The 14,777-nt window shown below is 39.9% G+C and carries 12 protein-coding genes; 5 read left to right on the forward strand and 7 right to left on the reverse strand.

All coding sequences use genetic code 11. From position 1 onward, the window contains the following. The first annotated feature begins 29 nt into the window (after positions 1–29). Entirely contained in the window at positions 30–710 is a 681-nt protein-coding gene (locus tag ACVCDT_RS12955) for a cytochrome b/b6 domain-containing protein (protein ID WP_447133204.1), read from the forward strand. 14 nt (positions 711–724) lie between these two features. Here the strand turns inward: ACVCDT_RS12955 and ACVCDT_RS12960 are convergent, their stop codons facing one another. Beyond that, positions 725–1,192 carry a c-type cytochrome gene (locus tag ACVCDT_RS12960; protein ID WP_447133205.1) on the reverse strand — a complete coding sequence of 156 codons (468 nt, stop codon included), beginning with the start codon at positions 1,190–1,192 and terminating at the stop codon, positions 725–727. 209 nt (positions 1,193–1,401) lie between these two features. On the opposite strand from ACVCDT_RS12960, the gene ACVCDT_RS12965 reads away from it, so the two are divergent. Then, the gene (locus ACVCDT_RS12965) at positions 1,402–2,433 is read left to right on the forward strand and encodes a GGDEF domain-containing protein (RefSeq protein WP_447133206.1); all 1,032 of its coding nucleotides are present in this window, start codon (positions 1,402–1,404) and stop codon (positions 2,431–2,433) included. Between the two features lies 1 nt (position 2,434). Here the strand turns inward: ACVCDT_RS12965 and ACVCDT_RS12970 are convergent, their stop codons facing one another. After that, the gene (locus tag ACVCDT_RS12970) at positions 2,435–3,667 is read right to left on the reverse strand and encodes a sensor domain-containing phosphodiesterase (RefSeq protein WP_447133207.1); all 1,233 of its coding nucleotides are present in this window, start codon (positions 3,665–3,667) and stop codon (positions 2,435–2,437) included. A gap of 211 nt (positions 3,668–3,878) precedes the next feature. Between ACVCDT_RS12970 and ACVCDT_RS12975 the strand changes: the two genes are divergently transcribed. After that, on the forward strand, positions 3,879–5,858 hold the full coding sequence (locus ACVCDT_RS12975) for an ATP-binding protein (RefSeq protein ID WP_447133208.1): 1,980 nt from the start codon (positions 3,879–3,881) through the stop codon (positions 5,856–5,858). Between the two features lie 72 nt (positions 5,859–5,930). On the opposite strand, the gene ACVCDT_RS12980 is transcribed toward ACVCDT_RS12975, so the two are convergent. Further along, entirely contained in the window at positions 5,931–6,500 is a 570-nt protein-coding gene (locus ACVCDT_RS12980; RefSeq protein WP_447133209.1) for a hypothetical protein, read from the reverse strand. Between the two features lie 264 nt (positions 6,501–6,764). On the opposite strand from ACVCDT_RS12980, the gene fusA reads away from it, so the two are divergent. Together fusA and bamJ are read left to right on the forward strand one after the other, a co-directional pair. After that, a complete protein-coding gene (gene fusA, locus ACVCDT_RS12985) occupies positions 6,765–8,852 on the forward strand; it encodes an elongation factor G (RefSeq protein WP_447133210.1) in 2,088 nt (695 codons plus the stop codon). Between the two features lie 195 nt (positions 8,853–9,047). After that, positions 9,048–9,797 (forward strand): BamJ family beta-barrel-assembly machinery protein, encoded by a 750-nt coding sequence (gene bamJ, locus ACVCDT_RS12990; RefSeq protein ID WP_447133211.1) that lies wholly within the window; start codon positions 9,048–9,050, stop codon positions 9,795–9,797. A gap of 121 nt (positions 9,798–9,918) precedes the next feature. Here bamJ and ACVCDT_RS12995 read toward each other — a convergent pair whose 3' ends face one another. The 4 genes from ACVCDT_RS12995 to ACVCDT_RS13010 form a co-directional block, all read right to left on the reverse strand. Further along, positions 9,919–10,815 carry a hypothetical protein gene (locus ACVCDT_RS12995; RefSeq protein ID WP_447133212.1) on the reverse strand — a complete coding sequence of 299 codons (897 nt, stop codon included), beginning with the start codon at positions 10,813–10,815 and terminating at the stop codon, positions 9,919–9,921. Between the two features lie 65 nt (positions 10,816–10,880). Next, positions 10,881–11,708: a DUF6090 family protein gene (locus tag ACVCDT_RS13000; RefSeq protein WP_447133213.1), complete on the reverse strand. Its 828-nt coding sequence runs from the start codon at positions 11,706–11,708 to the stop codon at positions 10,881–10,883. Positions 11,709–11,710: 2 nt separating this feature from the next. Next, on the reverse strand, positions 11,711–12,595 hold the full coding sequence (locus ACVCDT_RS13005) for a CPBP family intramembrane glutamic endopeptidase (RefSeq protein WP_447133214.1): 885 nt from the start codon (positions 12,593–12,595) through the stop codon (positions 11,711–11,713). 27 nt (positions 12,596–12,622) lie between these two features. Further along, on the reverse strand, positions 12,623–14,773 hold the full coding sequence (locus ACVCDT_RS13010; protein ID WP_447133215.1) for a hypothetical protein: 2,151 nt from the start codon (positions 14,771–14,773) through the stop codon (positions 12,623–12,625). Between the last annotated feature and the right edge of the window lie 4 nt (positions 14,774–14,777).

Raw genomic sequence — 14,777 nt, forward strand, 5'->3', positions numbered from 1 at the left:
TCAACTTTGACTAGGTTTTGACCTCTCACATGAACAAGTATTTAGTCTGGGATTTGCCCACAAGATTATTTCATTGGCTTTTAGTGATGGCGCTTTTAGCACAATGGATAACAGTTAAAGTACTAGATGATGCCTTATGGCTGCATGCTTATATTGGTTACTTTACCTTAGGTTTAGTTGTATTCAGGATACTGTGGGGTATATGGGGCACCAAATATGCAAAATTTAGCCAATTTATTGCAGGCCCAAAAGCCATTTTCGGTTACTTAAAAGCCTTATTCTCTGGCCAAACAAAACTTTGGGCAGGGCATAACCCCCTTGGTGGTTGGATGTTACCTAGCACGCTTTTGTTAGTCGGCATTCAAGGGGTAAGTGGGCTATTTGCCACAGATGACATTCTTACTCAAGGCCCCTATTACTCTGTAGTCGATCAAACATGGCAAAACACTTTGCAATGGCTACATGCTAATACCTATTACATAATTTTAGGGCTAGCTGGGGTGCATATATTGGCAATATTAAGCTATAAGTGGTTTCTACACTTACCTCTGACATTAGCAATGTTAAATGGTAAAAAGCCAGTAGATAAAAGTCAGGGCATTAAACATTCTAAATTAGGATTGGCGCTATTGTTAGCCATATTAGTGGGAGTGTTTATGTATTGGTTGGTGGGAATTAACCCACCACCAATAGAAGAGTATTACTATTAATTTTCTAATCTAAATTAATCCGCTTTATAATCATCATGGCAAGCTTTACAACTTTTAAATACCTGGCCTATCGCAGGTTTAAACTTTGACTCGTCCCCTGATTTTGCTACCTGATTTAAGTTTTTTGCGGCTAAGGTTAAGTTATTAATTTTTTCTGAAAAGTCAGCTTGGTTTTGCCAAATTTTAGCCAAAGCTGCGGTTTCAACATCAAAACCTGTGGTATCAGTGGCAAAATAATCACCTAACATCATAGATAACTGCTCAATGCGAGTGGCATTGGTTTGCAGAGTTTCGGCATTCATAGGGATTGCACCTTTATTCATAGCGCCTAATGCCCCTACATTACTTTTAATCAGTTGTAATACAGCTTGTCTGTATTGGGTCGCATCTTTGGCATGCTTAGCTGATTTAGCCGGCTCAGCCATCACCGAAAAAGTTCCAAGTACTGATACGCAAGTCATCGCCATCAAGATTTTTTTCATTTTTACTCCTTTCATCAGGTAAAGCTACCTGTAGTAGTGGTGTTTTTCTCTATCATAGGGCTTAGCTTAGTGCCATGCAATCAGCACATAACATATAGTTGGGCTGTTCAAGCATAAAAAAATAGCCAACAAATTTGGGGTAAAGTTAAAAAGCTCTTAGTATGTTAGTTAGGTCTTTCACTACAAGCTTAGGATTAAAAGGTTTAAGTATGGCGAATAACGATATTGAAAAATCTTTCTCGACCTTAAAGCAAACCATCCCTCTTATGCTCAAGCATAAAATATCTGCTATTCCAAGCAACTATGCGCTTTGGTATACCTATGTAAGCAATAAATCTCCAGAGCTAAACGAAGCGCTAGAACGCGCTATAGATTTTAATTTGCCGCTGTCTGAAACTCGAAGCAAGGCCTTATATCGTGATTATTTAGCTGAAACTGAAGAAGTCAACGCATGGCAATTACGCCAATCCATAGAGGCCATGTTAGTTGAGTTGTCTCAATCGTTAAAAGATACCCATAGTGAAACAGTCAATTTTAAAAGCACTATGGATACCTGTATCGATGACCTAGCTAAAGTTGAAAAAGAAGGCTTATCGGTTGAAGAAGTTATGGCGTTAGTACGGGCCTTAGTAAAAGACACCCAGAATATTAGGCGCAGTACCATTAGTTTTAATGCCACCTTAACCGACGCACAAAAAGAAATTAGCGCCTTAAGAGCCCAGCTTGAACAAAGCCAACAAGCTGCCTTGTACGACTCGTTAACAGGTTTGTGCAATAGGCGATTTTTTGATGACGAACTGGCTGCCTATGCTTCTCAGCCTAATCTGTTTTTATTGCTAATTGATTTAGATCACTTTAAAAAAATCAATGATAACTATGGGCATGTAATGGGTGACATGGTGCTTAAAGCTACAGCCAAAAAGTTACAAGACTGCTGCAGAGATGGCGCCCAAGCATTTCGATTTGGCGGCGAAGAGTTTGCTGTCATTGTGCCTAACTCAAACTTTTCAAAAGCCAGAGGTCTGGCTGAAAGTATTCGCAAAGCAGTTCAAAAAATTCGGGTAAAAGATAAAAAAACAGGTGAAGCAGTGGGCGATATCACCGCTTCTATAGGTTTAGCCGAACATACTGCAAAACAGCCTGCTAGCTCTTTAATAGAAAAAGCTGATCAACAATTATATGAAGCTAAACGCTTAGGCAGAAACCGAGTGATGCCTATAATGAAAACCAACTCAGGCTAAATTAATTTAGCCTAATTGACTCATGGTTTAATGCATCAGATAAAGGTGAAGGCCGACCTAATAAATAACCTTGTACTTTATCAACGCCTAATTCTCTTAATGTAGCCAATTGCTCTAGTGTTTCGATTCCCTCGGCAATAATAGTGCAATCAATGGATTTAGCATAAGCACACAGGGCCTTAGCTAACAAATATCTACGTTGGTCGGATTGAATATTTTGGGTCAAACTTATATCTAGTTTAATGATCTCAGCTTCTAACTCTATTATGTGCTGAAAGCTCGCGTAACCCGCTCCAGCGTCATCAATAGCCAAACGAATCCCTCTAGCACGTAAAGGCGCCAAAACCTGTGTAAATTTAGCATAGTCACTAATAGGCGAATGCTCTGTGACTTCTAGTACAACGCGGCTTAAATCAATGCCTTCTAACACCTTAACAATTGCGCCATTTAAAATATATTCTGGCGAAGTATTAATTGAAATATACGATTGCTGACTAAAATCACAAATTTTACTAAGTGCATTTTTCACCGCTAGCATTTCTAACATTTCGCCTAAGCCCACTTGGGCGGCATCGTTAAACCATTTGTCTGGGGAGATATAGGATGCAGAATCGAATCGTGATAAAGACTCAAACCCGGCCACTTGGTTAGTCAGCAAACTATAAATGGGCTGATAATGCACCTGAATAATATTGTTTTCGATGGCTTGCTGAATACGCTTTTGTTTTTCTAAACTAAAAAGCTTTAGTTCGATATCTCCCTCAATGACCTCTCTGGCAATATCGGCAATGGCACTCATAAAGGATAAATCCCTATCATTTAAAGAATTATCAGCCTGATGTTTAAAACAACAAAAAGTGCCGTAAGTCACACCATTACTTAAACAAATTGGCACGCCCATATATGACCCTATTGATAAAGCTTGAGTCACTGCCATGTTTTTAGTGATGGGATTTTTAAGGGTATTAGGAATAACATTGGGTAGATCTTTATCGACAATTTTTTTGCAATAACTCTGTTCTAATGGATCGGCATCATTTACAGCAATGCAGGAAGAGTGGCTAGTTGAGTCAACAAATTTAAATACACGATTGCCATTTTTAAACTCAGCAATAAAAGCCACGTCCATTTTTAAATGTTTACGAATTACCGACAAAATTTTTGCTAGGTATTCATTAATGTTTTCAGTGCTCGCTTCACTAAATAAAGAATCGCGAAAAAGTGCTGTATTCATATTTATTAACTAAGGTTACCACCACTTAAAAAACTGGCAGGTGCTAAATGCCACTTTACATGATTTAAGTCTTTAAACCTTCAGATGATTTAGCTGTATGAATAAAATACACCACTAAGCTAAGTTGTTCAAAATTCGAACATTGTTTTGCCTTTCTAATCGTACTACTCTAGATTTAATTAGCATTTAATGAAGATAGGTGTGAGTTATTATGGATCAGATATTACAGTTTTTTAGCAATGATTATATGCCCCACGGGCACTGCTATTTATGGTTACCCAGTATCTTGTGGGTAAATGTCATATCTGATTTACTTATTGCAATCGCGTATTTTTCTATCCCAGTTTTACTGATAGTAGTGGTAAACAAGCGCAAAGATATTAAGTTTAAAGGCATTTTTTTATTATTTGCCGCCTTTATTCTTATGTGTGGCATATCTCACCTCTTTGCTATTTATACGGTTTGGAACGGCTCTTACGGCTGGCACGGTATAAGCAAACTTATTACCGCTATCGTATCTGTGTTAACGGTTTGGGCACTCTTTATCAATAGAGAAGCGCTAGTGCGTATTCCCACCGCCTATCAATTAGAACTCGCTTTAGAAGAAGCAAAAGAAGCCAATCAAGCCAAACGCAACTTTTTAGCCTGTATGAGTCATGAAATTCGTACCCCTATCAACGGGGTAATGGGGATGCTCAATTTAACCATTAATAATGAAACCGACCCAGAGCAAGCTAAAAAATTATCTATTGCCAAAAAAAGTGCTGAGTCTTTATTAGCCATCATTAACGACATTATCGATTTTTCAAAAGTAGAAGCAGGCAAACTCGAAATTGAAAAGGTACCTTTTAATATTAGCGAAATGTTAGCGGATACTGTGAAAGGATTTTCGTTTTGCTACCACGATAAAAATGTAGATTTATTGTTAGACGCCAGAGAAGTAGAAACCGACTTTATAGTGGGTGATCCTGGGCGCATTAGGCAAATATTAAATAATTTAATTAGCAATGCAGTGAAATTTACTGATGCTGGCGAAATTAAAGTTGTAGCTAAAGTGAACCAAGCTAATTCTGGGGGATATGAATTGTCTTGTCAGGTACAAGATACCGGCATTGGCATTGAAAAAGATAAATTAGGCATGTTATTTAACCCTTTTTCACAAGCAGACACATCTACTACGCGTAAATATGGTGGAACCGGATTAGGTTTGGCCATTTGTAATCAATTAACCCAACTCATGGGCGGCAACCTAGAGGTTTCTAGCGAGCCAAATAAAGGTAGTATTTTTAGTTTTGTGATCCCAGTAGACTTGCCACTGATTGAAATGCAAACGCAAGATAAAAATTCCTTAGCTAGCTTTTATGCACAAAGTGATCGCGAACATACAGTTTTATTAGTCACCCCTAGTCAGTCAGCTACTGATATTTATAGCGGCTACTTACAAAAGGCTAATTATCAAGTGTTAAGCTGTGAAAGCATTGAACATCTAAAAGCCCTTAAAACTAATCAAGCCAGCGCTATACAAACTATTGTGATAGATGCGGAACTTTTACATGCGCAAAATGCCAGCGAGTTGGTCGATTTTAAGCAGCAATATCCGCAAATAAACAGCATTTGGATTTTAGATTACGACAGTAAGAAAAAATTTACTTCTCCGCATCTAGAAATATCTGGCTTTATTGATAAACCCCTTTCTCCCATAGAATTATTTAAAGCTATGGATCAAATAGAGCTACCCGCTTTGGTCAAGTCGTCTATGAATGAGGGCGATAAAAAGCCTAAATACCCATTAAATGTTCTCATAGTAGAGGACAATCAAATTAACCAAACTGTTGTAGAGTGCCTTTTAGAAGACTGTGTAGCGAGTTACCAATGCGCCAATAACGGCTTAGAGGCCATGACTACTTTGAAAAACTCTTTAAAAGGCAACAACCAAAAATTTGACCTGATTTTTATGGACTGTCAGATGCCAGTCATGGATGGTTACGAAGCCACTCAAAGAATTCGAGCTGGAGATGCAAGTGAGTATTATAATGACATTGCCATAATAGCCATGACAGCCAATGCCATGAGTAGTGATAGAGATCAATGTATCGCCGCCGGTATGAATGACTATATATCTAAACCCATAGCCTTTGATAAAGTGATGGATGCAATAGACAAAGTCCATAAAAAGACCAATTCAAGTTAAACCAACAAGTTCACTTGGTACTAACTTTTATACAAAAACGGCCCGTTAAGGGCCGTATTATTTTGTTGAGGGTTAACTTACACTAGGCCACAACCAAGCCAAGGTTGCAGCGATAACTAAGGCATAAATCAGCGCATCAATTAAAAAACGCCCTGTCACCGCCCATGGGTGGCCATACCAAATACTGTAAGGAATAGTTGCAAATCCAAAGGCTAAAAAGCCTAATTTAGCGGCAAAAACCATAACCTGCTGAAACTCTGCACCAACTGGCAAAGCAAGGGTTGCCATATAGGCTACAAGCGCACTGCCTAATACAAAATAAAGAAACTGTAAGCCCAATAACTTGCCCATTGGTGGCATGCCGTTTTCAAGCACACTGATCATGGCCACTGGTCCGTCATTAAACTTTTTCTGTAGAGCTTCATCGCCCATTTCTTTCATATCACTGCAGTGAGGCATAGTATAAATACCCGGTGCAGGTTGGTTTTGGCCTAAAGCCGCTAATACTTGATCTTCATTTTCCAATTTTTTGTAATCATAACTATGATATTTCAAGACCATATGGATCACACTGCTGGCCAACCAAGCAAACATACCACTTAATAAAATAGGCAACCAAAGTTGCATTACATCTACTGTCATATTTTTCTCCCAATTCTAAAGTCTGAGCATAACACTGCATACTCAATCCAATTCGTTAACAATATTGCAACATTTATTTTTGAATAGCGAATAATTACAATTTCCCCTCAGCCACAGGCTATTTTTACCTAAACCAGCTAACTCCTAACCAATATTTTAAATTAAGATTTTAATTATTTGATTTTTATACAAAAGAAATTCGGCATCCAAGCGAAATTTCTTGTATAATCCCGCGCAATTTTTACTCAGACTGAAGTTGGAACAATGACAGATTTAGCAAAGTACAGAAACATAGGTATTTTTGCCCACGTTGACGCGGGTAAAACAACTACAACAGAACGTATCCTTAAACTTACCGGAAAAATCCATAAAACGGGTGAAGTACACGACGGTGAATCAACCACAGATTTCATGGAACAAGAAGCCGAGCGTGGTATTACTATTCAATCAGCAGCAGTAAGCTGTTTTTGGAAAGATCACCGCTTTAACGTTATCGATACTCCTGGGCACGTTGACTTCACAGTTGAAGTATATCGTTCACTTAAAGTATTAGACGGCGGCATAGGCGTATTCTGTGGTTCTGGTGGTGTTGAGCCTCAATCAGAAACTAACTGGCGTTATGCTAACGAATCAGAAGTTGCCCGTGTTATTTTTGTAAACAAACTTGACCGTATGGGTGCTGATTTTTACCGTGTAGTTAACCAAGTTAAAACCGTACTAGCAGCTAACCCGCTAGTAATGACTTTACCAATCGGAATCGAAGATGATTTTGTTGGTGTTGTAGATGTATTAACTAAACAAGCTTACATCTGGGATGACACAGGTTTACCAGAAAACTACAAAATTGAAGACGTGCCTGCTGATATGGTTGACAAAGTTAACGAATATCACGAAATGCTAGTTGAAACTGCTGTTGAACAAGACGACGACCTAATGATGGCTTACATGGACGGCGAAGAGCCTTCTATTGAAGACCTTAAGCGTTGTATCCGTAAAGGTACACGTACTATGGCGTTCTTCCCAACTTACTGTGGTTCTGCTTTCAAAAACAAAGGTGTTCAAAACGTACTTGACGCTGTTGTTGATTACTTGCCTGCACCTCAAGAAGTTGATCCTCAGCCTCTTACTGATGAAGAAGGTAACGAAACTGGCGAGCACGCTATTGTTTCTGCAGATGAGCCACTTCGCGCACTAGCATTCAAAATCATGGATGACAGATTTGGCGCTTTAACCTTTGTTCGTATTTACTCTGGTAAATTAAACAAAGGTGACACTGTACTTAACTCGTTTACTGGTAAAACAGAGCGTGTAGGCCGCATGGTTGAAATGCAAGCTGACGAACGTAACGAATTAGACAGTGCCCAAGCCGGTGATATCATCGCCATTGTAGGTATGAAAAACGTACAAACTGGTCACACTCTTTGTGATCCTAAGCACCCTTGTACACTTGAAGCCATGGTATTCCCAGAACCAGTAATCTCTATTGCTGTTGCACCTAAAGATAAAGGTGGTTCTGAGAAAATGGGTATCGCTATTGGTAAAATGGTGGCAGAAGATCCATCTTTCCGTGTTGAAACTGACGAAGATTCAGGCGAAACCATTCTTAAAGGTATGGGTGAATTACACCTAGACATTAAAGTAGACATCCTTAAGCGTACTTACGGTGTTGACCTTATTGTTGGTGAACCTCAAGTTGCTTACCGTGAAACTATCACTCAAGCTGTTGAAGATTCTTATACTCATAAGAAACAATCTGGTGGTTCTGGTCAGTTTGGTAAAATCGATTACCGCATTAGACCTGGTGAGCCAAATTCAGGCTTTACCTTCACTTCTACTGTTGTTGGCGGTAACGTACCTAAAGAATTCTTCCCAGCCATTGAAAAAGGCTTTAAAGGCATGATGGATCACGGCGTATTAGCTGGTTTCCCTGTGCTTGACGTTGAAGTTGAATTATACGACGGTGGATTCCACGCAGTTGATTCATCAGCGGTTGCTTTCGAAATCGCTGCAAAAGGTGCTTTCCGTCAATCAATTCCTAAGGCTGGCCCTCAGTTAATTGAACCTATCATGAAAGTTGACGTTTACACGCCAGATGATCACGTTGGTGACGTTATTGGTGATTTGAACCGTCGTCGTGGCATGATCAAAGATCAAGAAGCTGGCGTAACTGGTGTACGTGTTAAAGCTGATGTACCTCTTTCAGAAATGTTTGGTTATATCGGAAGCTTACGTACTATGACTTCTGGTCGTGGTCAGTTCTCTATGGAATTCTCACATTACAACCCTTGTCCACAAAATGTGGCTGAGAAAGTAATCGCAGAAACCAAAGAGCGTAACGCTGCTAAGAAGTAACACTTCGAAATCATTAAAAAGCCCCGTTAGTGCAAATTAACGGGGCTTTTTTGTGGATAAATTTAGTTAGAGGGTTGAATACCTGTTGCGAGAGACTTATTGTAACTACAGGGTTTTCCTTCTTTTAACACTAAGTGTTCGACAGACTGGTTTACATATCCTCAATATCTTATCTAAAAAATTTTAGGAACATACATGAAATTGAAATCTCTTGCCTTGTTAACGGCATCGTCATTATTTCTTGCTGCTTGTGGCAACGAACAAACCAATAAAACAGACACCAATGCAGAAGTTAAAGAGAACAGCGCTACAGCCTCTTCAGACTCAGAACTAGCTAGTCTAGAACAAAAGCTTAGTTACATAGTGGGAACTAACCTAGCCACTCAATTTAAGCGCGATGAACTAACCTTAAATGTTGATGCTTTTAATCTAGCGGTAGCCGATGTGTTTGCTGGTACAGAATCACGCTTAACTCAAGAGCAAATTCAACAAGCCGTTGCCACTGTACAACAGCAAGCTCAAGAGAAAAAACAACAAGCACAAATGGCTATCAGCGAAAAGAACAAGACCGAAGGCATGGCCTATTTAGCAGAAAATGCTAAAAAAGACGGCGTTGTAGTTACTGAAAGTGGCTTACAATACAAAGAGATAGTAGCTGGTGACGGTGAAATGCCAACTGCCGACAACACAGTAGTAGTGCACTATAAAGGCACACTAATTGACGGCACTGAATTTGACAGCTCTTATTCACGTGGCGAGCCTGCTGAGTTCCCGGTTACTGGCGTGATTCAAGGTTGGGTTGAAGCCTTACAACTTATGAACGTGGGTGACAAGTTTGAACTCACTATTCCTTCAGACCTAGCCTACGGCCAAAGAGGCAGCGGCCCTCAAATTGGCCCTGATGCTACTTTAGTCTTTGAAGTAGAGCTATTAGAAATCAAATAAGTTAACTTATAAAAATCAAAGCCTTGCAAGTTTTTGCAAGGCTTTTTTGTTTGCTGATATAGCTTAAACAAAACATTTAATTATTCTATACATTCACGACTTATCTACCCTTATAAGCTCTCTAAATCACCTTAGTTAACCAGCGCAAGGTATTTAAAGCCATTTGCTGCCATTGCGAGTTAGGCGCTGTAAATCCTGCTATAGATTGACTACCATCATCATTGTTAAAAATCATGGCAGTAAACCCATTAGAGTCGCCAAATATTACCAGTCGGCCTAAACCAAAATTTCCGGCTATGGCTTGCGAATCTCCCGCCCCACTTGGCCCCACTCCAGTTGGGTGAATGACATTTATGGCACTCGAGCTAAGCGCGAGAATATTAGTAAATTGGCTATTGGTATTCACTGCACTGCCACCATAAGATTGAATAACGTTAATCGCCTCAGACGCGTTTCTGCCCTGAGTAATGGGATGCCTAGTATTAAGCAAGCCATTGGCCGCTGAAAAACGCAACCATGATGCTTTGTGAGCATAATATGCGGGGTTAGTATCTTCTATGTAGCCAACAGATGAATGCGTGTTAAAACGCGCCAAAAGTGGGTTAATGGCCTGGTCGAAGGGTGCGTGTTCGCTAAATGCTAAAAGGGCTCCGCCTTTTGCTACCCAAGCTTCAAGAGCATCAAGCTCGCCCTTAGTAAAGGTCTGTTCTGTGGTGACAGAATTTTTTTCAGTAAAATTAAAAGGCAGGGCGGTAATAATCATCACTACATCCACCCCTTGCAACCCTTTGTCACTAAATGGCTTATTAGAAATCACAACTTGAAAACCATCAGCTTTGGCCAAAGCAATAAAAGGGTCTAGGTACCCCCACTGCACAAAAAAGTTATGATGTGCTCCATCGATTAAAATAACCGGACCAGTGGCTTTTTCAAATGCAGGGTTAGTAACTTTAGGTGCAAAAGCCGGGTCATTAAACATTGGCCATCTTTGGTCTTTTGCATTGATTGGCAAGGTCATTAGCAAGATCCATATTAAAAAAACCGCTTTAAACGCATGCATATTAGGCCCTTATTAGTGTTGCCTTAGTTGTCTTTTGGTTGATGTAAAGGATCAATTAGCGGCCAACCGTTTTCAGCTTGCTCTTGCCAAAACTCAATACGTGCTAAGCGCTCACTTGCCAAGCTTTTAATCTTAAGTGTTTGTTCAAGTTGCACCATCACCTCGTGAATATGCCCTAAGTAAGGGGCGGTATTACTAAATGCCCCAAAAAAGTTATAGCCAACTTGCACATACATATTCCTTAGCGGTCTTTTGTCTTTTAGATACTCGCGCCACTCTTCTGCCGAGCTAAATTTACGGGTAAAGTCACCGTATTCTAAACGCGCATGGGAAAATAGCTCGGTATTTTGCTTTCGAACCATTAATCCTTCCCAAACAGTAATCAAACGATCAAAATGTCGGTCGTGTAATTCAATGATATCTACTCTAAGCTTTGGTGACTTGATAATATGTAATCCGTAGCTCCGGATACTGGTATAGCCTGAAGTTTCCAGTGACAATGTTGTATAACTTCCAACTTTGGGGAAATCCGCAATAATTGTTTCTTCATCATAGGGCTCACCTTTAACAAAATTGCCCACATTCCATGCGGCTTTTAAATAGCCGGTGGCATTAAAGCTCATGTTCTCATCAATCTGTTTAAAGTTATTATTCAGATTGGTGTAGATAGACTGTAAATATTCACGTTCAAGGGCCCGAGCACCGCGTTCGTTATTCCAATTATCAAACGCCAGAGCCAATGAAATACCCAGAAATATCAACATGATTTCGAACAAGGCGGATGGCAGGCCGCGCTTAATTATGTGAGTGAATTTTTCAAGTACCATGCTGGCTCCCTTGCTTTTGGGCATAATCAAGCTAACCCTTCTCGCCGCGCTTTAAGGTAAAAATAAATTGCAAAAATACCTAGCACTAAGGGCATCATCACGCCAAATTCATCTACATATAAATGGGTGGTTTCACCTCTAACGGTTAAGGGCGTAAAAATCCGTTGAATATATAAATTATGGCTAGCGTGCATAATCACGGCTGGCCATAAACTGTTAGATTTAAAGGTGTAATAGGCCATAATTAAACTCATGGCTATGGTATTAATCAGAAACAACACAGATTGTAGCCACAGGTTTCCTTCTCCGGCATTGTAATCACTCATCATAATGACAGGAACATGCCACAGCCCCCAAATAAGCCCAGACACTACAGCCACCGCCCAAAAAGGCATTAACTTTTTTAGCTCCCAAACTAACAAGCCACGCCAGCCAATTTCTTCACCTAAGGCGCGCGAAGCTTTATCGATAATCCCCAAAGTGGCAATCAACAAACCAAAACCTATAGCAGCAGCGGCCTGATATTCACTGCTACCTAACAGTTGCATAGACCAATCATTGAGGGTGGCTTGATTAGGAAATCCGCTACCACCCCAACCTAAAAACCATACTGGCAGATACATAATGGCGGCATACACCAAAGGCACCCATAAAGACTGCCAGTTCCACTTCCAGGCTCCCCATTGCCAAGGCATACTGCTAATACTACGCCCCAGTAGCTTACAAGTTAAAATAGCGGCAAGGCCAGGCGCCCACATAATCATAGTAACTAAAATGATATGCATTTTGCCTGATAGAGAAATTAACCACAGCGTTGCAGCGCTAAATAAACCAGTAATAGCCAGAAAAATAGCAATGGCTTTTATCGCTTCTATTTTTATATTGTGCGAATCAGTGGGTTCGATTGACATAGCACCTCTTCCTTATTTTAGGTTTAATTATTCTTGAACATTTGGTAGCAGTTTCACCCCAAACTCTTTTTCCCATTTTTTATAGGTCTTATCTAAATATTCATTGGCCATGGCTTTAAATTCGGGGTTATTTTGTAGCATGGTGATACGGGGATAAGTTAATACATAGCGACCTAACCCAACTGTATCTGAATCTATTACGTTAAAGCCATTTTTTGCCAAATTAAGCAGCGTTTTAATATTAGTTTCTCCACTGTACGCAAGTGCCAAATCACAATGTTGCCAAGATCTCCCTTGGGTTTTTAAACACTTTTCTACACTTGAACCTAAAGAGTACCTATCCTTGTAACGCTTATCTCCTAGATTAAACTTAATGATTGCAAGCATCCCCATATAGGGAATTTCCTTTTCGAGCTCAACAAAGGCATCAGCATCGTTAAATTGTTGCTCCATGTAATTTACAAAAGGAGCTTGGTCACCACTCAAGGCCCTTTCAACCAAGCTGTAATATTCAAAGGTTTTGTCATCAAGATTTAATTGTTTTTGTATATCAAGCAAAGCAAAAGTTGAGGCTGCGTTGATACGTACTTGGGTCAATAAGCTCAAAATTGAACTAACGTATATTTCATGGTTCTGAGCATTTTCACCTAGGTAAGTTTTTAAGGTGTTAATGGCTTGCTCGGTCTTGCCCGAAACCAATAATAATTCGATATAGAGTTTTTTTGTGTCGGTATTCATTTCACCTTTGAAAGAGGCTAAATAATCTAACGCTTGTTGAGGCTGGTTTTTTGCAATAAAAAAGTGATTGACCACAGCCTCGGCAGTCACTGAATGATCAGGAGAATCCTTAAGCAACTTATCTATATAAAACTGATATTTAGTTTGGTTGCCCAACCAGTAGTAATAAATAAGTAAGTTATGCATATTAAGTTGATCCAAGGGATTAACTTTAAAAAATGCTTCGCGCCCTTTAATGGCAGCCTCTATCCCATCAGTTTCCATCATCGCTAAAAGGTACCAGTTTTGAATAAGGGGATCTGAGGGAGCAAGATCTGCTGCCCTTTTGTATAACTTTCTGACTAACTGATTTTTGTTTTGAACTTGCGCAACTTGATGGCCAAATACAATAAATTTTAGGGGAAACTCCTGCTTGCTGGCCAGTAGTTCCCAATACAGCTCTTTACCTGCAGCCACTCCCTTTTGATAATCCATATCACCATGCTCCATAGCTAAAACATACACCACATAAAGCTGCGCTTTGGCCAGAGCAAAATCAGGATCTAATTCAATGGCTTGTTCAAGGTAATCTCGCGCTTGATTGAGCGCACTTGCGTTACGCTGATACCCTAGGTCGCGCCCTTTTAAAAACAAATCATAGGCTTGCTGGTTGCTTGTCATACCTTGTTCGGCTTTAACTTGCTCGGGCAGTAAGTTGAGTTTTAGCGCTTGGGTAATGGCGTAAGTGAGTTCGTCTTGCAGGGAGAATATATCGCTTAGTTGGCGGTCGTAGGTTTGTGACCATAAATGAATGCCCGACTCGGCTTCAATTAACTGAGCAGTGACTCTGAGTTGGTTTTTGTCTTTGCGCACACTGCCTTCAAGCACATAGTTAGCCCCTAAAGTTTGCGCAATTTTGCGAATATCTTGCTGTTTATCTTTAAACTGAAAAGACGAGGTGCGGGCTATCACTTGTAATTGTTTTAAACGCGCTAAGGAATTAAGAATCTCTTCAGCTATGCCATCAGAAAAGTATTCCTGAGATTTATCAGGACTCATATCCGCAAAAGGTAAAACCGCTATAGACAAAGCTTTGCTTTCGTCTATCTGGTAGGTAAAGAGTTTATCGTAGCCAATATAAGCTAATGCCAGTAGTAAACTCACCACTAAGGCCACATTGATTTTACTGCCGGTTTCATGGGTGATGGACTCGTGATATTCCACATCTTTACTTAGCTTGACGCCCTCTGGGGTTAACTCAAATGCCCAAGCAAAGATACAAACAAAGGGAAACCCAATAATCAAAATAACAGTCACAATACTGCCAAATTGTTCAGGTAATTTAAGGTAAGGCACCAGCACAGAAATAATCTGCAACACCAACCATGCCGTAATCAAATAAACACTGGCCACCTTAAATACATTGCGGCGTTTTAATTCTTTAAAAAACGAAACGCTCATTAAC

Source organism: Paraglaciecola aestuariivivens (assembly GCF_052983255.1).

Bases quoted from the DNA above. Each gene is read 5' to 3' on its own strand.
- ACVCDT_RS12955 (WP_447133204.1), top strand. From the start codon at position 30: ATGAACAAGTATTTAGTCTGGGATTTGCCCACAAGATTATTTCATTGG.
- ACVCDT_RS12960 (WP_447133205.1), bottom strand. From the start codon at position 1,192: ATGAAAAAAATCTTGATGGCGATGACTTGCGTATCAGTACTTGGAACT.
- ACVCDT_RS12965 (WP_447133206.1), top strand. From the start codon at position 1,402: ATGGCGAATAACGATATTGAAAAATCTTTCTCGACCTTAAAGCAAACC.
- ACVCDT_RS12970 (WP_447133207.1), bottom strand. From the start codon at position 3,667: ATGAATACAGCACTTTTTCGCGATTCTTTATTTAGTGAAGCGAGCACT.
- ACVCDT_RS12975 (WP_447133208.1), top strand. From the start codon at position 3,879: ATGGATCAGATATTACAGTTTTTTAGCAATGATTATATGCCCCACGGG.
- ACVCDT_RS12980 (WP_447133209.1), bottom strand. From the start codon at position 6,500: ATGACAGTAGATGTAATGCAACTTTGGTTGCCTATTTTATTAAGTGGT.
- fusA (WP_447133210.1), top strand. From the start codon at position 6,765: ATGACAGATTTAGCAAAGTACAGAAACATAGGTATTTTTGCCCACGTT.
- bamJ (WP_447133211.1), top strand. From the start codon at position 9,048: ATGAAATTGAAATCTCTTGCCTTGTTAACGGCATCGTCATTATTTCTT.
- ACVCDT_RS12995 (WP_447133212.1), bottom strand. From the start codon at position 10,815: ATGACCTTGCCAATCAATGCAAAAGACCAAAGATGGCCAATGTTTAAT.
- ACVCDT_RS13000 (WP_447133213.1), bottom strand. From the start codon at position 11,708: ATGCCCAAAAGCAAGGGAGCCAGCATGGTACTTGAAAAATTCACTCAC.
- ACVCDT_RS13005 (WP_447133214.1), bottom strand. From the start codon at position 12,595: ATGTCAATCGAACCCACTGATTCGCACAATATAAAAATAGAAGCGATA.
- ACVCDT_RS13010 (WP_447133215.1), bottom strand. From the start codon at position 14,773: ATGAGCGTTTCGTTTTTTAAAGAATTAAAACGCCGCAATGTATTTAAG.